This is a genomic window from Streptococcus oralis ATCC 49296 (assembly GCF_000185265.1).
Lineage (GTDB): Bacteria > Bacillota > Bacilli > Lactobacillales > Streptococcaceae > Streptococcus > Streptococcus oralis_BC.
In genome coordinates, this window is record NZ_GL622183.1 from 1,727,607 (window position 1) to 1,751,306 (window position 23,700).

Consider the following 23,700-nt stretch of genomic DNA (forward strand, 5'->3'; position numbering starts at 1 on the left):
ATAACGAGTTATATCGTTTTATTATACCATAAAAAAGCCCTAAAAATCCATCAGATACTAAGAAAAATCAAAGCCTAAACCACTTTTTCACTGGTGATTCAAACTTTGATTTTTTTATAGTATTCTATCTCATTCCCATTTGGGCGAGTTTGGTCTGGTATTTATTTTGATCGACCAGAAGACCTTGCCCACCATAGATATCATAAGCGTCCACCCAGTCACCAAGTTCTGGGACAGTGAGTCTTTCAATGCCATTTTGAGCACCTTCTAGGACAGATAAGCCATTGGTCAACAAGAAGCTATATGGTAGATTTGTTGATGTCATGCCAAAGACTTTTCCAAGTGCCTCTGATCCCGTAAAGAGCTTGGTTGGATCTTTGATTTGCTCAAGAACGGCTGACATGACTTGTTGCTGACGTTTGGTACGGCCATAGTCTCCCTCATCATCATCACGGAAGCGAGCATAGTTCAGCAAGGTGGAGCCATTCATCTGCTGTTTTCCAACTTTGATAGTTTGAGTTGGGGATTCTGTCTCTGTTGCATGAAGGTCATCTCCAACTGTGGCTTCTGTCAAAGGTTGACCATTCAATGTTGAGAATTGGGCATCAATCGTTACTCCGTCAGGGAAGAGGGTATCAATAGCTGTTGCAAAAGCCTGGAAGTCAACTAGGGCATAGTACTTAATATCCAAATCAAAGTTGTCTTTTAGAACCTTGCGGACCATTTCAGCCCCTTTTTGCCCTTCTTGTTCCCCAAGTTCATAGGCAACATTTAATTTGTTATCCGTCTGTTTCTGGCCATTTACAATCTTACTGTACCCGTCGATATAAACTAAGTTGTCACGCATAAAGCTGACTAGTTTAATCTTCTTATCCGATCCACTGACATTCAGTACCATGATCGTGTCGGTACGAGTCTCCGCACTATTTTGACCGATACGGCCATCTGTCCCCATGACTAGGATATTCACACCATCTTTGGTATCCTGACCGTTAAAGACCTCTACTTGAGCTGCCTTGGCGTCAGCTGGCTTATTTGTTGGATTGGCTGCTGACTGGAAACCTCGAAGAAACATAAAAATCATCCCTGCAAGCACACAGGTAATCAACAGCAAGAGCCAAGTCAGTATTCGTTTGAAGCGAATTCTTCTCTTTTTCTTTTTGACTTTAGGTTGAGGAGCTACCTTTTCACGTTTCTTAGACCGGCTTCTACTGCCGTAGGTCGGAAGATCAATATCTCTACCCCAAGTTTCTTCTTTTTCTTCTTGGTAGGAAGGGTGAACTTCAGACTTGGGACCTGCCATTTTCTGTTGCAGATAATCAAATTCCCTCCGTTCACGGTCGTTGAGGTAATGAATATTTTTGAAGAGATAGTCATAACGTAACTGCTCGTGATGACTTAAAGGATTTTCTTTGCTCATTGACTCTCCTTTTCTATATCAGTTATGGTAAAAATCGGGTAGGTTCCCAGTATCTTGTGCTGGATTCCAATAGCTTCTAGTTCTTGTCTGGCAAAATGAACCAGTTCTTTATCACTATAGTCTACATCGATAATGAAATAGTATTCTCCCAAGGCTGTTTTAAGGGGGCGACTCTCAATCTTTGTTAAGTCAATTCCTCTCCAAGCAAAGGTCGAAAGTGCCTTGTAAAGAGCACCAGGTAGGTTGTCCGGTAAGGTCAAGGCCAAACTCATTTTTTCAGCTTGTGAGTTCAAAGGAATCTTCGGTATCTCTGCCCCTAACACCCAAAAACGTGTGAAATTGGCTTCCATTTCCTGAATATCCTCTGCAATCAATTCTAATCCATATTCGTCAGCTGAACTTTTAGGAGCAATGGCTGCGTATGGCTGGTCTGGATGTTCCGAAATAAAGCGGGCCGCATAGGCGGTACTGGCGGTTACCTCAATTTTGGCCTCTGGATAGTGCATATCGATGAATTTCTTTCCCTGAGCCAAAGCCTGAGGATGGGAAAAGATTTTCTCAATTTTTGACTGACCTGGAACCACCATCAACTGCTGGTGAATGGGTTGAACAATTTCTGCAACTGCTTGGATGCGAGCCTGATGAAAAAGATAGTCCAAACTTTCATGGACACTACCCTCAATAGAATTTTCAACTGGCACTACAGAATAGTCCACCAAGCCTTGCTCATAGGCCTTGATAACATCTGTGATATTGGCGAAAGCCTGCAATTCCTCTTTGGGAAAGGCTGTCTGCACAACATGATGCGAAAAAGATCCCTTGGGACCTAGATAGGCAATTTTCATCTCAGTTCCTCTATAATTTCCTCTGGGCTTAACTTGGTCACATCCAGAACTTGACTGGCTACTTCCTCATACCAAGCTTGTCTTTCTTGGAAAATAGCTGCCAGTTCTTTCTTGCTTTTGTTAAGAAAAAGCGGGCGCTGATGGTCCTTATCAGCTGCAATACGTTGGTAGAGGGTTTCAAAATCTGCTTTTAGGTAGATGTTATCAGGATTGGTTTTGAGCAAGTCACGATTTCTTCGAGAAATGACAACCCCTCCGCCAGTTGACACAACTCGGTCCGTTTTTAGTAAGTCAGCTAGGACTTCTGACTCTACTTGGCGAAAGGCCACTTCTCCTTTTTCAGCGAAGAAATTCGCAATGGACATGCCCAAGCGTTCCTCGATTAAGGCATCCATATCGATGTAGTCTGGGTCCAATCCTCTAGCGATTGTCGACTTGCCTGCCCCCATAAATCCGAGTAATACCTTAGCCATGAATCAAGCTCTCCAAATCATCAAAGAAGCTAGGATAACTGGTATTGATAGCTTCAGCACGGTCAAGTTCCACTTCTCCATCTGCAACCAAGAGGGCTGCAATAGCTGTCATCATTCCAATTCGATGGTCACCAAACGTATTGACTCTAGCGCCATGAAGTCTTGATTTCCCTTTGACAATCATCCCATCTGCTGTAGGAGTGATGTCCGCCCCCATGCTATTTAAGGCATCTGCCACCACCTGAATGCGGTCTGTTTCCTTGACCTTGAGTTCCTCAGCATCCTTAATGACTGTTTCACCTTGCGCTTGTGTCGCTAAAAGGGCAATAATGGGCAATTCATCAATCAAACGTGGAATCAAGGCACCACCAATCTCTGTTCCTTTCAAGTCTGAAGACTCGACAGTCAAGGTTGCTGATTTAGCGACTGGATCGGTTTCAGTTATTTCCAATTTTCCTCCCATGGCACGAATGACATCAATAATACCAGTACGCGTTTCGTTGATGCCCACATTCTGCAGCACCACACGAGAGTTTGGAACAATCAAACCTGCGACCAACCAAAAGGCTGCACTGGAAATATCTCCTGGAACAACTACCTTTTGTCCGATCAGTTTTTGTGGTCCTTGAACTGTGATTTTCTTGCCATCCACACTTAAATGTCCACCAAATTGGTGTAACATATCTTCGGTGTGGTTACGAGTACATTCTTTCTCGATAATAACGGACTCCCCCTGAGCCTGCAAGGCTGCAAACATCAAGGCTGACTTGACTTGAGCAGAGGCGATTGGCAACTCATAGTGAATCGGTTTTAAATTTTTTGTTCCTTTTAAGCAAAGAGGAGGCAGGTCTCGCTCTGTTTGCCCCGAAATGCTGACACCCATTTTTTTCAATGGAATCGTCACACGGTCCATAGGACGTTTAGAAAGACTGTCGTCTCCGAACATCTCTACTTCGAAGTCTGCACCAGCAAGGACACCTGAAATCAGGCGAATCGAGGTGCCAGAATTCCCCATATCCAAGGCGTTCTGCGGAGCTTTTATGCCATCCATGCCTACACCTTGAATGGTAATAACCCCATCTTTGTCCTCAATTTTAACACCAAGGTCACGAAAAACCTGCATGGTTGAGAGCACATCCTCGCCACGCAGAATATCATAAACCTTAGTCTCGCCCTCAGCCAAACTTCCAAAAATAATCGAACGGTGGCTGATAGACTTGTCACCTGGAACTCGGATACTGCCATGTAAGTGGCGAATGTTTGTTTTTAGTTTCATAGTTGACCTCATACTTGCAATACTTTTCTTATTTTATCACAAAAAAGCCAGAAATTCCTGAAATTTCTGGCTTTTATACAGATAAAATACTATTTCAATAATTCCGAAACAGGTTCAAAGACAATTTTTTCAATGTCTGAAAGGTAAATGGACAATTGTTGCTGTTTGGCAAAGAAATCTGACAAAAGAGCGTTCTCTTGGATTTGCTTGCTAAAAGACTGCATCTTTTCTTGAAAAGAGTCATCTGGCATTTGTCCAGTTTGCGCCATGACTTGGATTTCTTGCTGGAAGGCAAGGTAATCTGCAAAAATCTTGCTGGCTTCCGTATCAGCTTGTATGGCATCTTTAGCTGCTTTGACAGCCTTGTATTCTGGTAATTCGCGTAAGCCACGACTGAGTTCATTTGCACTATCATAAATATTTGACATGATTTTCTCCTTATTTGATGACGACTGTGTAGTCCGTATTTTCTGAAATTAAGCGCTCAGCTCGTTCCAGATCCTGAGCATTTTTAAAGGAAATTTGGAGAATCCCGTGAACATCCTCACGGTTTTCCTCATTGATGTGGATATTAACCAAAGAAGTTCCTCTTAGCAATTCCAAAATTCGCAAGATAACATCTTCTTCATCGGGAACATCGACATAGAGGTCATAAGAACTATCCACACCACCACGTTTATGGATTTCCATAGCCTGACGTTGCTCACGCGCTTGGTTGAAAAAGTTCCAAATCCGCTCTTCTTCCCCCTTGCTAATAGCCTGACCAATCTCATCTAAGCGTTCCTTGAAATCCTCAATCCGCTCTAAGATGGTCTCGCGATTGGACAAGAGAATGGAAGTCCACATACCTGGTTCACTCTCTGCAATCCGGGTCATATCTCGAAAACCACCCGCCGCAAAGCGCCTTGTCATCTCATGTTCTTGAGCATAAACAGCTGTTTGCTCCATGAGACCTGATGCCAAGATATGGGGAAAATGGCTAATCTGTGAAGTCACTCGATCGTGCTCCTTGGCATCAATTTCAATGAAACGAGCATGGAGACCAGAAAGTAGGTCCTTCATTTCCTCAAGCGTGTCAGGACTTGTCAGGCTCGAAGGTGTGAAGATATAGTAGGCATTTTCGAAGAGATTGACATCGGCAGAGGCAGCCCCTGTTTTGTGGCTACCAGCCATGGGATGAGCCCCGACAAAGCGAACAGGCTTTCCAGCCAAGTATTCCTCAGCAACTTCCACAATGGCAGCCTTGGTAGAGCCAGCATCTGAAATAATGACGCCTTCTTTCAAGTCTAAACCTGCCAACTCCTGAATAAAAGCAATGGTCTGCTTGATCGGCAAGGTCAGAATGATGACATCTGCCAGAGGAGCAAGACTAGCAAAATCATCCGTTCCGCGATCAATTATCCCCCGCTCCAAGGCAATGTCTCTCGAAGCCTGACTGCGATTGTAACCTAGAATTTCGTAATCGGGATGATCGCGCTTGATACCAAGCGCCATCGAGGCACCAATCAAACCGAGACCTGCGATATAGATGGTTTTTGCCATAGAGACTCCTTAATAGTTCTTTGTATACTCACGGTGTTTGGCTACCGCTTCTTTTAATTCCTCTAGGTTGTCCGATGAAAATTTTTCAAGAATTTCCTGCGCCAGAACTGTTGCCACAACAGCCTCCATGACAACACCTGCTGCTGGAAGAGCCGTCGGATCACTTCTCTCCACGGTTGCCTTGTAAGGTTCGTGGGTTTCGATATCCACACTCATAAGTGGTTTATAAAGAGTGGGAATGGGTTTCATGACACCACGGACAACAATCGGTTGCCCATTGGTCATACCACCTTCGAAACCGCCTAGATTATTAGTACGGCGAGTATAGCCGTCTTCTTTAGACCAGAGAATTTCATCCATAACCTGGCTGCCTTTTCGGTAACCAGCTTTAAATCCAAGACCAAATTCCACCCCTTTAAAGGCATTGATAGAGACAACTGCTTGGGCCAATCGCGCATCCAATTTTCTGTCCCATTGAACATAAGATCCAAGGCCAACTGGAACACCTCCGACGACTGTCTCCACAACCCCACCGATGGTATCACCGTCACGCTTGATTTGGTCAATATAGTCCTTGATTTCTTGTTCTCGTTCTTGGTTGACAATAGAAACTTCAGACTGGGCAGCTCTTTGCTTAATCTCAGCAACTGTTAGATTTTCAGGGACATCGATTTCCTTACCACCAAAAACCACGACATGGTTGGCAATCTCCATATCTAGCTCAGCTAAGAGACGTTTGGCTACTGCTCCAACTGCCACCCGCATGGTGGTTTCACGGGCTGATGAGCGCTCCAAGGAATTACGCAAATCATCAAAACGGTACTTGATACCCCCAACCAAATCGGCATGACCTGGTCGAGGATGAGTGATTTTCCGTTTGCTTTTAAGGCGGTCTTCGATGTCCTCAGCAGACATGATGTCCAGCCATTTTTGGTGGTCTTTGTTGATAACATCCATGGTAATGGGAGCCCCTGTCGTCTTCCCATGGCGAACGCCAGAAGTAAAGACAACCTGGTCACTCTCAATCTTCATACGACCACCACGACCATATCCACCCTGACGACGTTTCAGATCCTCATTGATGGTCGCTGCTGTCAAAGGAAGTCCAGCAGGAATTCCTTCAATGATAGCTGTCAGACGGGGGCCGTGTGATTCTCCTGCAGTTAAATATCTCATACGTTCTCCTTATTTTACCAAGTAGTCTTTCATCTCTTCCAGAGAAACTGGGTGAATGGTCGCCGAGCCAAGCTCTGGTACCAAAACCAATTTCAAGGTGTTCCCACGCGCCTTCTTGTCATGAGTCAAAACTTGATAGAGCTTGTCAACATCCCAGTTTTCATAGTCAACAGGTAGTCCAAATTTCTGACACATCTCTGTGATAGATTGGGTAATACCAGCTGGCATAAGGCCTTTTTCCTCAGCAACCTTGGAAATCTGCACCATGCCCATGGCCACAGCTTCTCCATGCATGACTTTCCCATAACCAGCCGTTGCTTCAATGGCATGGCCAATAGTGTGACCAAAATTGAGGTAAAGACGAACACCATTATCCAACTCATCCTCAATCACCATCTTGCGCTTCACCTGACAAGAATGTTCAATCAAAGTCTCTGCATGTTCTAGTATGCTCTCAACAGAGCCATCCAGTTCCGTCAAGAGAGCCCAAAGTTCTGGATCCTCAATCAAGCCGTACTTGATAACCTCACCCATCCCTTCTATCAACTCTCTTTTCCCAAGAGTTTCAAGGACAAGCGGATCAATCAGGACTCCATCTGGTTGGGCAAAAGTCCCAACCATATTCTTAGCAAATGGAGTATTGACGCCCGTCTTTCCACCGATAGAAGAATCAACCTGGGCTGTCAAACTAGTCGGAATCTGAACAAAGTGAATGCCTCGCATATAGGTAGAGGCTACGAAACCAGCTAGGTCCCCAACGACACCACCACCAAGAGCCACGATTCCATCGCTACGAGTCAACCCTTGCTTGACTAGAAATTCATAGACTTTCTGAACAGTTGTTAAATTCTTTCGTTCTTCGCCTTCTAAAAAGTCAAAAACAGCTACCTGAAAACCAGCATCTTCTAGGCTGAGTTTAACCCTCTCTGCATAGAGAGAGGCTACATGGTTATCTGTCACAATGACTACCTTTTGAGGGTGCCAGAGTTCTCGCAACCATTGACCAGCTTGCGATAGACAACCTTTTTCAATCTGAATATCATAAGGATGATGCGGAATATCGATTCTGATTTTCATAGTAAGGTCTCCTTTTCACTATTTATATTTTTCTGTTAAGGACTGCCAAATCTCATCTGTCGGCATTTCTTTACCTGTCCACAGTTGAAAAGCTTCAGCAGCTTGATAGAGCAACATTCCTAGACCATTGACAGCTGAGTTGCCCTGACTTCTAGCCCATTTCAAAAATGGAGTCTCAAAGGGTTGGTAAATAATATCTGCCACCAATAGAGTTTCTGGTAAGACTATGCTTTCAGGAACTGGGAATGATTTGCCATCCATTCCCACACTAGTCGCATTGACTAATAAGTCCGCCTCAGCAATCCTTGATTGCAGTTCAGAAGCATCTTCTAAAGCGTACAAATCCACTTTAAAACCTGTTCGCTCCTGCAACTTGTCTAGATAAGGTCTTGTTTTTTCCATGGAAACTGAACGCACAAAGACTGAAATCTGACTGGCCCCGTCCAAAATGGCTTGTGCCAAGATTGATTTGGCCGCACCACCTGCTCCCAGAATGGTCATTTTCTTATCTGAGATTGTAAAAGAAGGCAAGCTCTTAAAAAATCCCTTGCCATCTGTATTATATCCAATTAAAGTGCCATTATGATTGACAACAGTATTGACCGCCCCAATCAAACGAGCCTCATCACTCAACTCATCCAGATAAGGAATCACTTGCTCCTTGTAAGGCATAGACAGGTTGATGCCAAACATCTGGTAACGGCGAATATTGGCGACTGTTTCTGCCAAGTCACCCGCTTCAATCTCCCAAGCTACATAAGCACCATTGGTAGCTGTCGCCTCAAAGGCCCTATTGTGGATAAAGGGTGAAATAGAGTGTTTGATGGGATTTGCAACAACTGCAGCTAAACGTGTATAGCCATCAAACTTCATCCAAAATCTCCCTGATTTTCTTCATGTTTGATAGCGAAATCTGACCTGGGGCACTCGCTTCATCCAGACTAGCAAATGACCAACTTGAACCTGTCACATCTGAAGTGATACGGGATACCTTGCCCATTTTCCCCATGGAAATGGTCACGTACTCTTGCTCAGGGTTGAGTGTTTTAAATCCTCGAGTGTAGTTCATCAGGTCTAAAACATCCTGCTCCGTGTGGGCCATGACAGATACCTTGACCACTTTCGGAGAGAGACTGGTCAACTCAGACAAAATTTCCATCATGTTTTCAGGTGTCTCCTGGAAATTATGATAGCTCAATACAAGATTTGGAAAATCCAACATTTCCTCAAAAACGTCCTTGTAGCTGAAATACTCAAAATCTACATAATCCGGCTGATAGAGCTGAGTAACTTCCTTGATGATTTGAACATACTCTTCTGAGGAAAGTTCGATTTCTCCTCCCTCAGCGCGAGTCCGAAGGGTAAAGACAAGTTCGCGTCCTGCAAATTTCTCAAAGATAGCGGGTGCTACCTGTAAAATAGCGTCCTTTGTAAGAAAGTCCGCACGCCACTCAATGATATCGGCATCTTCATACCTAGTGGCATCCAGTTCTTGCGCTTCTTCTAAACTTCTTGGCATCACTGAAACGATTAATTTCATCTACTAACCTTCATACTAATCACCTTGAGGTAATTACTGCTTTCATCTTTTTTATTATAGGCAAAGTCTGCTGGAAGACCATATTGGTTCAAAATCTGATACCTTCTTCCTGCAAAACCTTTATCAATTTGTTCTGTAAATTTCTGGCGGGAAACATTAGCAGCATTGGTACTGGCAATGATAATCCCTCCCGGATTTAAAATCTCTAGACTCTGGGAAATCAACTTGTGATAGTCCTTAGCTACAGAGAATGTTTGTTTTTTATTGCGGGCAAAGCTCGGCGGATCAAGCACAATCACATCATAGGTCAAGCCTTTTCGCTTGGCATACTTGAAGTACTCAAAAACATCCATGACGATAAAACGGTGATTGTCCGTGCTGAGTCCATTTGCCTGAAAATGAGCTTCTGACAGCTCTCTAGACCGTTTGGCCAAGTCGACAGAAGTCGTCTCACTCGCACCTCCCATAGCTGCAGCAACTGAAAAGGCCGCCGTATAGGAAAACATATTAAGTAAGGATTTGCCCATGGCTAGACCGTCAACCAGACTTCCACGAACCTCATGCTGGTCCAGGAAAATCCCTGTCATCAAGCCATCATTCATAAAGACTTGATAGAGAACGCCATTCTCAAGAACAGTAAAATCATCCGGCGCTTCCTCACCATAAACATAGGCAGACTCGTAGTCTAGACCTTTAAAACGAATCTTCTCATAAGCCCCCAAGACCTCAGGAAAAACTTCCTTAAAAGCCTTTACGATTAGCTCACGAATTTGGTAAACAAAGGAGTTGTACCAAGAAAAAACAGCATAATCTCCATAGAGATCAACAGTCAGACCACCAAAACCATCCCCCTCTTGGTTAAAAAGGCGAAAGGCAGTAGTCAAGTCATCTTGATAATAAGGCTTTCTATCTTCCTTAGCCTTACGAAACAGGATTTCAAAGAAGGATTGGTTGAAACCAACCTTTTCCTTGCTGACCAACCAGCCAATGCCCTTGTTCTGCTGAGAAAGATAGGCACTCCCTAAAAATTTCCCGTCTTGACTAAGAACTTCTACTGCCTGATCCGTCAGATCAATATCTGTTAAATCACTTGCTTCCAAAAGAACTAGACCCTTAGCTAGCTTTTTTTCAACACGTCTGCTGACCCTAATTCTATTCATAGCTACTATTATAGCAAATTTTGTGACAATTCTCAAAAAAGAAACCGTTTAACCAGTTGTACTTTAGTTTACTGAGTGTCATTTTTGTTAAAATAAGTTTATTCCATTTACTTTTTCACCAAAACATCCTCTCCCTTGTGATGGAAAGAGAGATTCTATTCGCTAAAAATAGACAATTTCAGAAATGAGTATAGAATCTTGCGCAAACGTTTGCCTAGTTCTAAACTTTATGGTAGAATAAAACACAACATTGATAAGCAAGAGGAAAAACAATGCAAAATCAGACACTTATGCAATACTTTGAATGGTATCTGCCACACGACGGCCAACACTGGGCTCGACTGACAAATGACTCAGAGCACCTAGTAAACCTTGGCATCAGCCATGTCTGGATGCCACCTGCCTTCAAGGCAACCAACGAAAAAGATGTCGGCTATGGGGTCTATGACTTATTCGACTTAGGCGAGTTTCACCAAAAAGGTACTGTCCGCACCAAGTATGGGTTTAAAGAAGACTATCTTCAAGCCATTCAAGCCCTAAAGGCGCAGGGAATTCAACCTATGGCCGATGTGGTGCTCAATCACAAGGCTGCTGCCGATCATATGGAAGCCTTTCAGGTTATTGAAGTAGACCCTGAGGATCGTACCGTTCAACTAAGCGAGCCCTTTACTATCAATGGCTGGACTCACTTTACTTTCGATGGTCGCCAAGATACCTACAATGACTTCCACTGGCACTGGTACCACTTCACAGGTACAGACTACGATGCCAAGCGCCGTAAGTCTGGCATTTACCTGATCCAGGGGGACAATAAAGGTTGGGCAAATGAGGAATTGGTCGATAACGAAAACGGTAACTACGACTACCTCATGTATGCCGACCTAGATTTTAAACATCCTGAAGTCATCCAAAATATCTATGACTGGGCTGACTGGTTCATGGAAACGACTGGTGTAGCTGGTTTCCGCTTGGATGCCGTTAAACACATTGACTCTTTCTTCATGCGCAATTTTATCCGTGATATGAAGGAAAAATACGGTGAGGATTTCTATGTTTTTGGTGAATTTTGGAATCCTGACAAGGAAGCCAATCTGGAATATCTTGAAAAAACGGAAGAACGTTTTGACCTTGTCGATGTTCGCCTCCACCAGAACCTCTTTGAAGCCAGTCAGGCTGGAGCAAGTTACGACCTTCGTAACATTTTCACAGATAGCTTGGTTGAACTAAAACCCGATAAGGCTGTAACCTTTGTCGACAACCATGATACTCAACGAGGACAAGCCCTCGAATCGACTGTTGAAGAATGGTTCAAGCCAGCAGCCTATGCCCTTATTCTATTACGCCAAGATGGTCTTCCATGTGTCTTTTACGGCGACTACTATGGGATTTCAGGGCAGTATGCTCAACAAGATTTCAGAGAAGTTCTTGATCGTCTCCTAGCCATCCGAAAAGACAAGGCCTATGGAAAGCAAACAGACTACTTTGACGATGCCAACTGTATCGGATGGGTTCGTTCAGGTGCTGAACATCAATCTCCAATCGCTGTCCTTATCTCAAATGACCAAGAAAACAGCAAGTCTATGTTTGTTGGTCAAGAATGGGCTGACCAAACCTTTGTTGATCTCCTTGAAAATCATCCAGCACAAGTTACAATCAATGCTGATGGTTATGGAGAATTTCCAGTAGAAGCAGGTTCAGTCAGTGTCTGGGCGGTTAAATAAACCTATCAGGTACAAGCCAGATCCAACCGGATTTGGCTTTTTTGTATGCACAAAAAGACCTACCCAAATGGATAGATCTTTATACTCAATGAAAATCAAAGAGCAAACTAGGAAGCTAGCCGCAGGCTGTACTTGAGTACGGCAAGGTGAAGCTGACGCTGTTTGAAGAGATTTTCGAAGAGTATTACTTGATTACAATTTACCTGCTACTGCATCCAACAATTCTTGGATTTTCGCTTGGTTGCTTCCTCCTGCCATGGCCATGTCTGGTTTTCCACCACCACGTCCATCGACGATTGGAGCCAATTCTTTAACCAAGTTACCTGCGTGTACTTCTTTTATCTTGCTGGCTACAAGGACATTCACCTTATCATCGATTGCTGCTACAAGAACAAGCACATCAGAATAATCTTTTTGCTTCCAGTTATCCGCAAAGGTACGAAGGGCACCTGCATCTGAAACAGAAACTTGACTAGCAATGTAACGGTGTCCGTTCGCTTCTTGAACATTCTTGAAAACATCGCCTGCCGCTGCTGCTGCAGCTTTTTCTTTCAACTCTGCATTTTCTTTTTGCAATTGACGGAGTTGCTCTTGAAGACCTTCAACCTTGTGAGGAACTTCCTTGAGTTGAGGTGCTTTCAAGGTTGCTGCGACTGCTTTCAAAGCGTCTTCTTGTTCACGATAAGCTTCAAAGGCTTCTTTACCAGTCACTGCCAAGATACGACGAGTTCCTGATCCAATCCCTTCTTCTTTGACAATCTTGAAGAGACCAATCTCAGAAGTATTGCCAACGTGGGTACCACCACAAAGTTCCACTGAGTAGTCACCAATCGTAACAACACGAACTTCCTTACCGTATTTCTCACCAAAGAGAGACATAGCTCCCATTTCTTTAGCAGTGTCAATATCTGTCTCAACAGTTTCTACAGCAATTGCTTCCCATATTTTCTCATTGACTTGTTGTTCAATGGCGCGCAATTCTTCAGGAGTTACGGCTTGGAAGTGTGTGAAGTCAAAGCGAAGGAATTCGACTTCGTTCAGAGATCCTGCTTGTGTCGCATGGTGGCCAAGGATATTGTGAAGGGCCGCATGGAGCAAGTGAGTTGCTGTGTGATTCTTCATGACACGGTGACGACGATTTTTATCAATACTGAGTTTATAGTTTTTGTCCAAAGAAAGAGGTGCAAGAACTTCAACCGTATGCAATGGCTGTCCGTTTGGTGCTTTTTGAACATCTGTCACAGTAGCCACGACCTTACCTGACTCGTCCAATATTTGACCGTGGTCAGCTACTTGTCCACCCATTTCAGCGTAGAATGGAGTCTCTGCAAAGATCAGAGAGGCAGTTCCTTCAGAAACAGTTTCTACTTCAGCTTCAGCATTGTCAACTACGATAGCCACCAACTTAGAAGGCAATTGGCTGGCATTGTAGTTGAAGACACTTTCCACTGTAATGTTTTGAAGGGTTTCATTTTGCATTCCCATTGAGCCACCTTTGACAGCTGACGCACGCGCACGTTCTTGCTGCTCTTTCATGGCTGCTTCAAATCCTTCGCGGTCGACAGTCATACCTGCTTCTTCAGCGATTTCTTCTGTCAACTCCACTGGAAATCCGTAAGTGTCGTAGAGTTTGAAGACATCTTGCCCCGCGATAACGTTTTGACCTTTCGCTTTCAAATCAGCTACAATGGTTTCTGCAAAGTGCTGACCCGAGTGAAGTGTACGGGCAAATGACTCTTCCTCGCTCTTCACGATTTTCTCGATAAAGTCACGTTTTTCAAGCACTTCTGGGTAGTAGCTTTCCATAATTTTTCCAACAGTTGGAACGAGTTTGTAAAGGAAAGGCTCGTTGATACCCAATTTTTGACCGTGCATAGAAGCACGACGGAGCAAACGACGAAGGACATAACCACGACCTTCATTTCCTGGAAGAGCACCATCACCGATGGCAAATGAAAGAGAACGAATATGGTCTGCGATGACCTTAAAGCTCATGTTGTCGCCATCTTGGTCATAGACCTTACCAGACAATTTCTCCACTTCACGAATGATTGGCATGAAGAGGTCCGTTTCAAAGTTGGTCTTAGCACCTTGGATAACAGCTACCAAACGCTCCAAACCTGCACCCGTATCGATGTTCTTGTGTGGCAATTCCTTGTACTCGCTACGAGGGACTGCTGGGTCTGCGTTAAATTGTGACAATACGATATTCCAGATCTCGATATAACGGTCGTTTTCAATATCTTCTGCAAGAAGGCGAATACCGATGTTTTCTGGGTCAAAGGCTTCCCCACGGTCAAAGAAGATTTCTGTATCTGGTCCAGAAGGCCCAGCACCGATTTCCCAGAAGTTATCTTCGATTGGGATTAAGTGACTTGGGTCCACGCCCACTTCAATCCAGCGGTTATAAGAATCCTTATCGTCTGGATAGTAGGTCATGTACAGTTTTTCAGCAGGAAAATCAAACCATTCTGGGCTGGTCAAAAGCTCATAAGCCCAAGTGATGGCTTCGTCACGGAAGTAATCCCCGATAGAGAAGTTCCCCAACATTTCAAACATAGTATGGTGGCGAGCCGTTTTTCCGACATTTTCGATGTCATTGGTACGGATAGCTTTTTGCGCATTGGTAATACGTGGGTTTTCAGGGATAATGGTTCCGTCAAAGTATTTCTTAAGGGTTGCTACCCCAGAGTTGATCCACAAAAGAGTTGGGTCATTTACAGGAACCAAGCTGACTGATGGTTCTACAGAGTGGCCTTTGCTTGCCCAGAAATCTAGCCACATTTGGCGTACTTGAGCACTAGATAGTTGTTTCATAATATCTCCTTATTACTTGTTTAATTTGATTGGCTTTCCAGCATTTCCACATAGTCAATCGCGACACAGAGGGAAATGACTAGGTCTGCATAAGAGTCTTCATAGACGGTTACAGTGTAGGTTGAGGTCAAATGGAAAATTTCTTTCCGAATCTCAGCAATAAGCTGATCACGATCATCTAGTAATTTGAAATTCAAATCCCAGATATTGCCTTCAATACGAAGACCGAGGTTGTCAAATTCATACTTATCTCTGAAGAAAGTAAACTTCTTACGAATGGCGAAATTGGAACCGTTTCGTAGCTGAATGTTAAAGCGAGGAAGTAAGGTGAAAAATTCTTTACTGATTTCACTGATCTGCTCACCATAGGCGTCATAGATGGTAAAGGTCTTAGGAATTTGGAAGAAAGAGCCCTCCACCTGATAGTTCACTACTCCTCTGTCATCCTTGATATCAAAACGTTCGCCTCCAAGACGAAATTTTTGTTTCACGAGAAATGTCTTCATAAACACCTCCAAAAATCAAAAGACAAGTTCACATCACGAAGGGCGAAAAACCGCGGTACCACCTTCATTCAATGAACTTGTCATTCTCTTAATCTTATGCAATTGTCTGATTGAGTAGCATGACTTCCTAGCTTAGATGGCTCGCAGCACCGCCATTTCTCTGGACTAAGATGACTGAAAATCAATTCTCAACTTTCTTATTATATCGTTTTTTGGGTTCTGCGTCAACTAGGAAAGCTGACAAGAAAGCATATCTCCTACTTCCGGTACATTTTAAACTGTAGGAAGAGGTCACTGTATTTTCCTGTCCATTTATGGTCAAACTTTTCATAAACTTCTAGGTGTTTCATGGTATCAGCGTCTGGATAGAAGGATTTGTCCTCACGAGTCTCCTCTGGGAGCATTTCCTTGGCTGGCAGGTTTGGTGTTGAGTAGCCCACATACTCAGCATTTTTCAGAGCATTTTCGGGTTTCAACATAAAATTGATAAAGGCATAGGCGGCATCTTGGTTTTTCACGGTTTTTGGAATGACCATGTTATCAAACCAGAGATTGCTAGCCTCAGTCGGAACGACATACTTGAGGTTAGGATTTTTCTCCAACATCTGGCTGGCTTCCCCAGAGAAAGTCACACCGATAGCAGCATTGTTCTGAATCATGTAGCCCTTCATCTCGTCTGCCACAATGGCCTTGATATTTGGAGTCAATTTGTAGAGCTTATCCACTGTCTCTTCCAACTGCTGAGGATCCTTGGAGTTGAGACTGTAACCGAGTGAGTTAAGCCCGAGTCCCAGCACCTCACGCGCCCCATCAAAGAGCATGATGGAATCCTTGTATTCTGGTTTCCAGAGGTCATCCCAATGCTCAGGCGCCTCATCTACCATGGTTTCATTGTAAACAATTCCCAAGGTTCCCCAGAAGTACGGGATGGAGAATTTATTGCCCGGGTCAAAAGACTGGTTGAGGAACTCTGGTCCGATATTTTCGATTCCTTCAATTTTTGAATAATCGAGTGGTACCAAGAGGTCTTCGTCCTTCATCTTGTTGATCATGTATTCACTCGGGATAGCAATGTCGTAGGTCGTTCCACCCTGCTTGATCTTGGTATACATGGCTTCATTGGAGTCAAAGGTCTCGTACTGTACTTGGATTCCTGTTTCTTCTGTGAATTTCTCCAAGAGTTCTGGATCGATATAGTCCCCCCAGTTGTAGATAACCAATTTCTGACTATCTCGGCTATTGATTTTACTGTCTAGATGAGTCGCAATTCCCCACAAGACAAGGATAATTGCTGCAATTCCTGCTAAAAATGAATAGAGTTTTTTCATGCTTGCTCCTCCTTCTCACGTGAGATAAAGTAATAGCCAACAACTAGGATAATACTAAAGAGAAAGACAAGGGCAGACAGGGCATTGATTTCTAGCGAAATTCCCTTACGAGCACGAGAATAAATCTCGACTGATAGGGTAGAAAAGCCATTTCCCGTCACAAAGAAGGTTACGGCAAAGTCGTCTAACGAATAGGTGAAGGCCATGAAATAACCTGCAATGATAGACGGAGTCAGGTAAGGAAGCATGATTTCCTTAAACATCTGAAATTGACTAGCTCCAAGGTCATAAGCCGCATGAATCATGTCATCATTCATCTCCTTGAGACGAGGCAAGACCATCAAGACCACGATAGGGATGGAAAAGGCCACGTGACTAGATAAAACCGTCAAAAAGCCAAGTGAAAACTTAAGCTGGGTAAAGAGAATCAAGAAGCTAGCACCAATCATAACGTCAGGCGCAACCATGAGGATATTATTGAGTGATAGAAAGGCTTCTTGGTATTTCTTACGAGACTGGTAGATATAGATAGCACCAAAAGTCCCGATAATGGTCGCAATCAAGGCAGATAGAAAGGCCAAGAAAAAGGTTTGGGTGAGGATCAACATGAGACGACCATCACCAAACATGGTTTTAAAATGGCTCAAGCTAAAGCCTGTAAAGCTGTTCATATCATCCCCTGCATTAAAGGCATAGCCAATCAAGTAAAAAATCGGCAAATAAAGGATGATAAAGACAAAGGCTAGGTAGAGATTGGCAAATTTTTTCATCGTTCTCTCCTTTCCTTGGTCACCCACATGGTGATGAACATGGTCAGGATGAGGATCACGCCGATGGTAGAACCCATACCGTAGTTGTCATTGGTTAGAAAGTTCTGCTCAATAGCCGTTCCCAGCGTGATAACGCGGTTCCCACCGATTAAACGTGTCAGCATGAAGAGACTCAAACTTGGGATAAAGACAGACTGAACCCCACTTCTCACCCCGTTCATAGACAGAGGGAAGATAACATGGCGGAAGGTCTCCCACTTGGTCGCACCGAGGTCATAGCTGGCATTGATGAGATTGTTATCCATGTCATCCAAGACATTGAAAATCGGCAAAATCATAAAGGGAAGCTCGATGTAGCTTGCGACAAAGATAAAGGAGAAATCGGTAAAGAGCAACTGTTGCGAACCGATTCCGATGAATTCCAAAAATTGATTAATAGAGCCATTTTGACCAAAAATCCCGATAAAGGCATAGGCCTTGAGGAGCAAATTGATCCAGGTTGGCAGAATGATCAGCATGAGCCAGAGTTGACGGTGCTTGAGACGGGTCAAAAAGAGGGCTGTTGGATAGCTGATGAGCAGTGTTACCAAGGTGACAATCCCTGCATAAAGCACAGAGTTGAAGCTCATTTTGAGATAGGTCAAGTTTTGTGACGCAAAGTAGGATTTGTAGTTTTCTAAACTAAACTGCCCTTCGATGTTGAAAAAGGATTGACCGAAAATCAAGACCAAGGGTGCGAGAACAAAGAGGGCGATCCAAAGCATGTAGGGCACTACAAAGAGTTTAGAGGTTGTTTTCTTCATCTCTTTCCTCCTCGATCGCGTTAATCAGACCTGCTTCTTGCTCTTCGATTTCTACGTACTCCTCGATACGAGCATCGAACTCTTCTTCGGTTTCGTTGAGACGCATGATGTGGATATCTTCTGGTTCAAAGTCCAGACCGATTTCCTCACCCACAATGGCCTTACGAGTCGAGTGGATCATCCATTCATTTCCAAGTTCGTCATAGGCAATAATCTCGTAGTGAACCCCACGGAAAAGCTGGGTATCAACCTTGACTTGGAGCTTGCCTTCTTCAGGAAGAGTGATGCGCAAGTCCTCTGGACGAATGACAACCTCAACAGGCTCATTTGGCTTCATCCCCCCGTCGACCGCTTCAAAGCGTTTGCCATTAAACTCGACCAAGTAGTCCTCAATCATGGTTCCTGGCAAGATGTTGGACTCACCGATAAATGTGGCAACAAAGTGGTTGATCGGCTCATCATAGATGTCGACAGGCGTTCCTGACTGAACAATCTCGCCATCATTCATAACGAAAATCCAGTCACTCATGGCAAGAGCTTCTTCCTGATCGTGAGTGACAAAGACAAAGGTAATTCCCAATCGTTGTTGCAGTTCACGCAGTTCGTACTGCATGTCTGTTCGCAATTTCAAGTCCAGCGCTGACAAGGGCTCATCCAACAAAACCACACGGGGTTGGTTGATGATAGCACGGGCAATGGCCACACGCTGACGTTGTCCTCCAGAGAGTTTACGAATGGAACGCTTCTCGTAACCTTCCAACTGAACCATCTTGAGAACTTCCGCTACGCGTTGTTCGATTTCTTTCTTGTCGATTTTACGCAAGCGGAGCGGAAAGGCAACATTTTCAAACACATTCATATGTGGAAACAAGGCATAGGATTGGAAGACCGTATGGACGTCTCGCTTGTTGGTTGGGATGTCGTTGATCCGTACCCCATCCAGCAAAATATCCCCTGTCGTCGCATCCAGTAAACCTGCAATGATGTTCAGGATGGTTGACTTTCCTGAACCAGATGCGCCCAAAAGAGTGTAAAATTTCCCTTCTTCCAACTCAAAGTTAATGTCTTTGAGAACCTTGGTGTTGCTGTCTTCAAAAACTTTAGAGACGTTTTTGAATTCAATAATTGGTTTTTTCAATTGTCATAAATTCCTTCTTTTTCATAAATTAACAGATCAGGGCTCTGTCAGGCCGCTACTACCTCGTGTAGGAGATTGAACTGCCTACATACATCTTCACTCACGATAGGCTTTCACCCCCTTTACAATGGTTATAGCAGCAACTTTTCTACCCCAACCTTATTCTTTCTCACCCAAGATTCGGACTTCTCTTTCAAGAGTGACACCTGAGTGTTCTTTGACTTTTTCGATAACAGATTGGATCAAGTCTTCATAGTCTTTGGCCGTTCCGTCAGCAACATTGATCATAAAACCGGCATGCTTTTCAGATACTTCCACACCACCAATACGATAGCCCTTCAAGCCAGCCTCTGAAATCAACTGTCCTGCAAAATGCCCAACTGGACGCTTAAAGACTGAACCACAAGATGGGTATTCTAATGGTTGTTTGAGTTCACGTAGGTGCGTCAAGCGGTCCATTTCTTGCTTGATAACCTGATGATTTCCAGGTGCAAGGGCAAATTTAGCTGACAAAACAACAGCCCCTGAATCCTGAATAGCTGAATGACGGTAACCAAAAGCCAAGTCCTTGACTGACAAGGTCTCGATTTCCCCTTCCTTGGTCAAAATTTGACAAGACTGCAAGATATGAGCAATCTCTCCTCCATAGGCACCCGCATTCATAAAGACAGCTCCACCGATGCTTCCAGGAATCCCACAAGCAAACTCAAAACCAGTCAAACTATGACGGAGAGCGATTCGTGTTGTTTCGATCAAGTTGGCTCCAGCTTCTGCTTCAATGGTATAGCCATCAACTGAAACGTTATTAAGCTTATCACACAAGATAACAAAACCACGGATTCCACCTTCACGAACGATGATATTGCTGGCATTTCCTAGCACCATCCAAGGAATATTCTCTTGATTGGCAAATTGGACGACACGGGCCATCTCATAGCGATTGCGTGGCAAAACTAGGTAATCCGCTCGACCTCCTACCTTGGTATAGGTATAGGTCTTCAAAGGTTCCTTAAAACGAATATCGATTCCTTCTAGGATTTCAAGCATTTTTTCTTTTACTGACATGTCACTCTTCCTTTTTCAAAATTCATTCCATTATACCATTTTTAGAGACATTTGACGACCATAAAAAGAGCTTGTTTTATCTTTACATAAAAAAAGAGGGCACCCCTCTTTTTATGATTTTTTCCAAAATGTAGATTTGGTTAGCCAGATAAAGACTAAAAGTTCCGCAAGAAGAATAAACTCAACTAGAAGCGGATTTGCAATCCATCCCACTTGAGATAAGGCTGGAGCTAAGTCAAACAAGGCATGCAAACCATAGGCAGCAAGGAGGTAGATCCATTTCTTTTGACGGACACTTTGATAGACCCAGATGGAGAGACCAATTTGCAGAACCAGAGCAAGCACACGCTCAACTCCTAGTAAATAAACCTGCCATACAGAAAGAGACTGAACCGTTTCGAGTGTAGTCTTTGGAAGGAGATTGGCTACATCAGTATTTGAAGACTGGATGAGTGAAAAGAGAATCAACAAACTGATCAAGCTTCCCATTCCGAGATAGAGCATCTCCAAGCCCCCATGTCCCAAACCATAAGCCAAAGCATCTCGATCTTCTAGCTTTCTCTTTTTCTCCAACCATTTAAAAAAGACAAGACGAGCTGTTTCCTCAAAGAGGGCTGCCATGGCAATCCCATAAAGGACGTATAAGAAAGGCTGCTCCTGCATGAGCGGAATGGTTCCATCCTTTTGCGGATGGAGTACCAGAAGGTGAACCATCTTCTCTAACACTTGAGAAGAAACAAAAAATGCGATTGCCCCCAAGCCCATCACTGCAAGAGAGATTTTAAACCGTTTTTTGGCATACCAAGTTCCACTTACTAGAATGAGAACCAAAGCGATCATGGTAAGGATAATATGTACTGTCATCTTTTTCTCCTATTCTGACTTATCAATATCTTTCTTCATCTCGTCAACATTAAATTTGGCAAATAAATACTGGCGATCTTGGACTGGAAAACGTTGATCCAACTGGTCGACTGCCCCAACCTCGATCATTCCTTCTTTGATAACAAAGTCCATCACATGCCCACCAAAGGTCAAATCATCTGAGATGAAATGTAAATGGTAGCCTGCAACACTTACTCCATGGAAAATCTCTGGTGTCCAAAAACCAACGATGGTTCCCGATACATTTTCACGACTATATTCAGGCTGATGGGTAGCAACCTCAGCAAACTTGGTATCAGGTGTGGATTTGGGAATCATACGTACGTGCATTTGTGAAAATTCGCCATGAATCTTGATGGAACGAAAAAGATTTTCCCCATCATAGTAGGATTCAATTCGTTTTTCCAATTCCTTGTCCGTCATCTCAAAGCGCTGACGAAAAATCACTTCTGCTTGATGAGGGACCACTGCTGCATAGGGAATAAGAGCATCCGCTGCCACCTCGACGATTTCAGGCGTTTGACCAGATCCCTTGGCTTGATAAGCCTTGCCATCAAGGACAATCAACTCCCCATCAATCGAATCCAATGTCCCTAAGCCGAGGTCACCATGTTCCAGCAATTCTCCTACTGTCATGGTTCCACCATAGAGACCTGCCATTAGGGCACCTAGAGTATTGTATTGAAATAATTTTACCGGTTCCTGCACTTTTCTATCCATTCTCTTTCTTATCTTCTTTTCAATGAATCATTACACTTTCTAAGTATACCACATTTGCTCCTAGTTGTGAAAGGGAGAAATGCTTTTCCCATTGCAAAGAAGGCAAAAAAAAGGTACAATGTAACAAAATCAACGGAGGTCTGGAATGAAGAAAGAAAGTAAATACCAAGCAGTCGTTTCCTTTCTCAAAAAAGGAATCGAATCAGGAAAATTCCCAACAGGTAGCCGACTTCCCTCTATCCGTCAACTGAGCCAAGACTTCCACTGTAGCAAGGACACTATCCAACGAGCCCTACTGGAATTACGCCATGAACAATACCTCTATGCCAAACCCCAAAGTGGCTACTATGTTCTGGAACAAGGACAGCACCAAGACTTGGAAATCGAAGTCACTGACGAACACGCCAGTGCCTATGATGACTTCCGACTCTGTGTCAATGAAACCCTGATAGGCCGAGAAAACTATCTCTTCAACTACTATGACAACCAAGAAGGCCTTGAGGAACTGAGACAATCTGTCCATCAACTTCTTTTCAACCAAGCCCTCTACTGCAAGCCCGACCAACTGGTTCTGACTTCTGGCACCCAGCAAGCTCTCTTTATCCTTTCTCAGATTAACTTTCCGAGCGAGGGAGAGGAGATTTTAGTCGAACAACCGACCTATCACCGAATGAACCGCCTCTTGGTCGCTCAGGGATTGGCCTACCAGACCATTGAACGTCGTATTGATGGCATTGACCTTAAAGAACTGGAAAAACAATTTAAATCTGGGAAAATCAAGTTTTTCTACACTATTCCTCGCTTCCACTATCCCCTAGGTCATTCCTATTCTGATCAGGAAAAAAGGGATATTTTGGATCTAGCAAATCAGTATGGTGTATATATCGTCGAGGATGACTATTTAGGGGACTTAGATACTAGAAAGGGCCAAACCTTCCACTATCTGGATACTGAGGATCGGGTCATTTATATCAAGTCCTTCTCAACCAGTCTCTTTCCAGCCCTTCGTATTACCGCTCTCATTCTCCCAAATACCCTAAAAGATGCCTTTGTTTCCTACAAAAATATCCTGGACTATGACAGCAATCTCATCATGCAAAAGGCTCTTTCTCTTTATATCGATAGCCAGTTATTTGAAAAAAATCGACTGGCCCGCCTTAGCCTTCAAGAGAACTATCAGGCTCAGATAAAGAAAGTGCTTGAAGAAAACACCTGTCCCTTGCCCCACTATCCTCTACACGATGGCCTTCTCATTGATTTGAGAAACTATCCTAAAATTGCCAGTCTGAAACACAGCTCACTCAAATTAGACTTTTTTGAGAAGGCTTATTTGGATGCCTGTCCTTATCAGTTCGCCAAAGTCTCTCTTGAAAACCTAGAAGAGCTATTAGAATACATAAAAACAGAGTTGGATTAAAGTCCAACTCTGTTTTTTCTT

22 protein-coding genes are annotated in these 23,700 nt (G+C 43.7%); 2 read left to right on the forward strand and 20 right to left on the reverse strand.

The features are described 5' to 3' along the window. Positions 1–124 precede the first annotated feature (124 nt). From HMPREF8578_RS10575 to HMPREF8578_RS10625, 11 genes are all read right to left on the reverse strand, one after another. Positions 125–1,420: an LCP family protein gene (locus HMPREF8578_RS10575; RefSeq protein WP_000032326.1), complete on the reverse strand. Its 1,296-nt coding sequence runs from the start codon at positions 1,418–1,420 to the stop codon at positions 125–127. Continuing rightward, the gene (gene pheA / locus HMPREF8578_RS10580; protein WP_000686430.1) at positions 1,417–2,265 is read right to left on the reverse strand and encodes a prephenate dehydratase; all 849 of its coding nucleotides are present in this window, start codon (positions 2,263–2,265) and stop codon (positions 1,417–1,419) included. The genes HMPREF8578_RS10575 and pheA overlap by 4 nt, the downstream gene beginning before the upstream one ends. Next, entirely contained in the window at positions 2,262–2,738 is a 477-nt protein-coding gene (locus HMPREF8578_RS10585; protein WP_001151361.1) for a shikimate kinase, read from the reverse strand. Before HMPREF8578_RS10585 ends, pheA begins: the two co-directional genes overlap by 4 nt. Further along, complete coding sequence (aroA, locus tag HMPREF8578_RS10590) at positions 2,731–4,014, reverse strand: 3-phosphoshikimate 1-carboxyvinyltransferase (RefSeq protein WP_000769898.1); 1,284 nt, start codon at positions 4,012–4,014, stop codon at positions 2,731–2,733. Before aroA ends, HMPREF8578_RS10585 begins: the two co-directional genes overlap by 8 nt. A gap of 89 nt (positions 4,015–4,103) precedes the next feature. Next, the gene (locus tag HMPREF8578_RS10595) at positions 4,104–4,442 is read right to left on the reverse strand and encodes a YlbF/YmcA family competence regulator (protein WP_000065976.1); all 339 of its coding nucleotides are present in this window, start codon (positions 4,440–4,442) and stop codon (positions 4,104–4,106) included. Between the two features lie 10 nt (positions 4,443–4,452). Next, positions 4,453–5,556: a prephenate dehydrogenase gene (locus HMPREF8578_RS10600; RefSeq protein ID WP_001140465.1), complete on the reverse strand. Its 1,104-nt coding sequence runs from the start codon at positions 5,554–5,556 to the stop codon at positions 4,453–4,455. Between the two features lie 9 nt (positions 5,557–5,565). After that, positions 5,566–6,732: a chorismate synthase gene (aroC, locus tag HMPREF8578_RS10605; RefSeq protein ID WP_001269844.1), complete on the reverse strand. Its 1,167-nt coding sequence runs from the start codon at positions 6,730–6,732 to the stop codon at positions 5,566–5,568. A 9-nt stretch (positions 6,733–6,741) separates the two neighbouring features. Next, the gene (gene aroB / locus HMPREF8578_RS10610) at positions 6,742–7,809 is read right to left on the reverse strand and encodes a 3-dehydroquinate synthase (RefSeq protein ID WP_000702151.1); all 1,068 of its coding nucleotides are present in this window, start codon (positions 7,807–7,809) and stop codon (positions 6,742–6,744) included. Between the two features lie 18 nt (positions 7,810–7,827). Then, positions 7,828–8,682: a shikimate dehydrogenase gene (locus HMPREF8578_RS10615; RefSeq protein ID WP_000666998.1), complete on the reverse strand. Its 855-nt coding sequence runs from the start codon at positions 8,680–8,682 to the stop codon at positions 7,828–7,830. Further along, positions 8,672–9,349, reverse strand: coding sequence for a type I 3-dehydroquinate dehydratase (gene aroD / locus HMPREF8578_RS10620; protein ID WP_000767779.1), 678 nt, complete (start codon positions 9,347–9,349; stop codon positions 8,672–8,674). The genes HMPREF8578_RS10615 and aroD overlap by 11 nt, the downstream gene beginning before the upstream one ends. Continuing rightward, complete coding sequence (locus HMPREF8578_RS10625) at positions 9,346–10,509, reverse strand: class I SAM-dependent rRNA methyltransferase (RefSeq protein ID WP_001079983.1); 1,164 nt, start codon at positions 10,507–10,509, stop codon at positions 9,346–9,348. Before HMPREF8578_RS10625 ends, aroD begins: the two co-directional genes overlap by 4 nt. 272 nt (positions 10,510–10,781) lie before the next feature. On the opposite strand from HMPREF8578_RS10625, the gene HMPREF8578_RS10630 reads away from it, so the two are divergent. Beyond that, complete coding sequence (locus tag HMPREF8578_RS10630; protein ID WP_001181031.1) at positions 10,782–12,230, forward strand: alpha-amylase; 1,449 nt, start codon at positions 10,782–10,784, stop codon at positions 12,228–12,230. Between the two features lie 192 nt (positions 12,231–12,422). Here the strand turns inward: HMPREF8578_RS10630 and alaS are convergent, their stop codons facing one another. The 9 genes from alaS to budA form a co-directional block, all read right to left on the reverse strand. Beyond that, positions 12,423–15,047 (reverse strand): alanine--tRNA ligase, encoded by a 2,625-nt coding sequence (gene alaS / locus HMPREF8578_RS10635; RefSeq protein ID WP_000811710.1) that lies wholly within the window; start codon positions 15,045–15,047, stop codon positions 12,423–12,425. 20 nt (positions 15,048–15,067) lie between these two features. Then, complete coding sequence (locus tag HMPREF8578_RS10640; protein ID WP_000847077.1) at positions 15,068–15,553, reverse strand: LURP-one-related/scramblase family protein; 486 nt, start codon at positions 15,551–15,553, stop codon at positions 15,068–15,070. Positions 15,554–15,810: 257 nt separating this feature from the next. Then, a complete protein-coding gene (locus HMPREF8578_RS10645) occupies positions 15,811–16,881 on the reverse strand; it encodes an ABC transporter substrate-binding protein (RefSeq protein WP_000737938.1) in 1,071 nt (356 codons plus the stop codon). Next, positions 16,878–17,651 carry an ABC transporter permease gene (locus HMPREF8578_RS10650; RefSeq protein WP_000712716.1) on the reverse strand — a complete coding sequence of 258 codons (774 nt, stop codon included), beginning with the start codon at positions 17,649–17,651 and terminating at the stop codon, positions 16,878–16,880. The genes HMPREF8578_RS10645 and HMPREF8578_RS10650 overlap by 4 nt, the downstream gene beginning before the upstream one ends. Then, complete coding sequence (locus HMPREF8578_RS10655) at positions 17,648–18,454, reverse strand: ABC transporter permease (protein ID WP_000754114.1); 807 nt, start codon at positions 18,452–18,454, stop codon at positions 17,648–17,650. The genes HMPREF8578_RS10650 and HMPREF8578_RS10655 overlap by 4 nt, the downstream gene beginning before the upstream one ends. Continuing rightward, positions 18,435–19,592 carry an ABC transporter ATP-binding protein gene (locus HMPREF8578_RS10660; protein WP_000742901.1) on the reverse strand — a complete coding sequence of 386 codons (1,158 nt, stop codon included), beginning with the start codon at positions 19,590–19,592 and terminating at the stop codon, positions 18,435–18,437. Before HMPREF8578_RS10660 ends, HMPREF8578_RS10655 begins: the two co-directional genes overlap by 20 nt. 159 nt (positions 19,593–19,751) lie before the next feature. Beyond that, entirely contained in the window at positions 19,752–20,657 is a 906-nt protein-coding gene (gene murB, locus HMPREF8578_RS10665) for a UDP-N-acetylmuramate dehydrogenase (RefSeq protein ID WP_000111592.1), read from the reverse strand. A gap of 111 nt (positions 20,658–20,768) precedes the next feature. Continuing rightward, positions 20,769–21,521: a YhfC family intramembrane metalloprotease gene (locus HMPREF8578_RS10670; protein WP_000215879.1), complete on the reverse strand. Its 753-nt coding sequence runs from the start codon at positions 21,519–21,521 to the stop codon at positions 20,769–20,771. Positions 21,522–21,530: 9 nt separating this feature from the next. Continuing rightward, positions 21,531–22,262, reverse strand: coding sequence for an acetolactate decarboxylase (budA, locus tag HMPREF8578_RS10675; protein ID WP_000375407.1), 732 nt, complete (start codon positions 22,260–22,262; stop codon positions 21,531–21,533). A gap of 145 nt (positions 22,263–22,407) precedes the next feature. Between budA and HMPREF8578_RS10680 the strand changes: the two genes are divergently transcribed. Further along, positions 22,408–23,679, forward strand: a complete 1,272-nt coding sequence (locus HMPREF8578_RS10680; protein ID WP_000712269.1) for an aminotransferase-like domain-containing protein — start codon at positions 22,408–22,410, stop codon at positions 23,677–23,679. Positions 23,680–23,700 lie beyond the last annotated feature (21 nt).

What these genes read in the sequence shown, in the direction of transcription:
- HMPREF8578_RS10575 (WP_000032326.1), bottom strand. Translation starts at nt 1,420, where the DNA reads ATGAGCAAAGAAAATCCTTTAAGTCATCACGAGCAGTTACGTTATGAC.
- pheA (WP_000686430.1), bottom strand. Translation starts at nt 2,265, where the DNA reads ATGAAAATTGCCTATCTAGGTCCCAAGGGATCTTTTTCGCATCATGTT.
- HMPREF8578_RS10585 (WP_001151361.1), bottom strand. Translation starts at nt 2,738, where the DNA reads ATGGCTAAGGTATTACTCGGATTTATGGGGGCAGGCAAGTCGACAATC.
- aroA (WP_000769898.1), bottom strand. Translation starts at nt 4,014, where the DNA reads ATGAAACTAAAAACAAACATTCGCCACTTACATGGCAGTATCCGAGTT.
- HMPREF8578_RS10595 (WP_000065976.1), bottom strand. Translation starts at nt 4,442, where the DNA reads ATGTCAAATATTTATGATAGTGCAAATGAACTCAGTCGTGGCTTACGC.
- HMPREF8578_RS10600 (WP_001140465.1), bottom strand. Translation starts at nt 5,556, where the DNA reads ATGGCAAAAACCATCTATATCGCAGGTCTCGGTTTGATTGGTGCCTCG.
- aroC (WP_001269844.1), bottom strand. Translation starts at nt 6,732, where the DNA reads ATGAGATATTTAACTGCAGGAGAATCACACGGCCCCCGTCTGACAGCT.
- aroB (WP_000702151.1), bottom strand. Translation starts at nt 7,809, where the DNA reads ATGAAAATCAGAATCGATATTCCGCATCATCCTTATGATATTCAGATT.
- HMPREF8578_RS10615 (WP_000666998.1), bottom strand. Translation starts at nt 8,682, where the DNA reads ATGAAGTTTGATGGCTATACACGTTTAGCTGCAGTTGTTGCAAATCCC.
- aroD (WP_000767779.1), bottom strand. Translation starts at nt 9,349, where the DNA reads ATGAAATTAATCGTTTCAGTGATGCCAAGAAGTTTAGAAGAAGCGCAA.
- HMPREF8578_RS10625 (WP_001079983.1), bottom strand. Translation starts at nt 10,509, where the DNA reads ATGAATAGAATTAGGGTCAGCAGACGTGTTGAAAAAAAGCTAGCTAAG.
- HMPREF8578_RS10630 (WP_001181031.1), top strand. Translation starts at nt 10,782, where the DNA reads ATGCAAAATCAGACACTTATGCAATACTTTGAATGGTATCTGCCACAC.
- alaS (WP_000811710.1), bottom strand. Translation starts at nt 15,047, where the DNA reads ATGAAACAACTATCTAGTGCTCAAGTACGCCAAATGTGGCTAGATTTC.
- HMPREF8578_RS10640 (WP_000847077.1), bottom strand. Translation starts at nt 15,553, where the DNA reads ATGAAGACATTTCTCGTGAAACAAAAATTTCGTCTTGGAGGCGAACGT.
- HMPREF8578_RS10645 (WP_000737938.1), bottom strand. Translation starts at nt 16,881, where the DNA reads ATGAAAAAACTCTATTCATTTTTAGCAGGAATTGCAGCAATTATCCTT.
- HMPREF8578_RS10650 (WP_000712716.1), bottom strand. Translation starts at nt 17,651, where the DNA reads ATGAAAAAATTTGCCAATCTCTACCTAGCCTTTGTCTTTATCATCCTT.
- HMPREF8578_RS10655 (WP_000754114.1), bottom strand. Translation starts at nt 18,454, where the DNA reads ATGAAGAAAACAACCTCTAAACTCTTTGTAGTGCCCTACATGCTTTGG.
- murB (WP_000111592.1), bottom strand. Translation starts at nt 20,657, where the DNA reads ATGTCAGTAAAAGAAAAAATGCTTGAAATCCTAGAAGGAATCGATATT.
- HMPREF8578_RS10670 (WP_000215879.1), bottom strand. Translation starts at nt 21,521, where the DNA reads ATGACAGTACATATTATCCTTACCATGATCGCTTTGGTTCTCATTCTA.
- budA (WP_000375407.1), bottom strand. Translation starts at nt 22,262, where the DNA reads ATGGATAGAAAAGTGCAGGAACCGGTAAAATTATTTCAATACAATACT.
- HMPREF8578_RS10680 (WP_000712269.1), top strand. Translation starts at nt 22,408, where the DNA reads ATGAAGAAAGAAAGTAAATACCAAGCAGTCGTTTCCTTTCTCAAAAAA.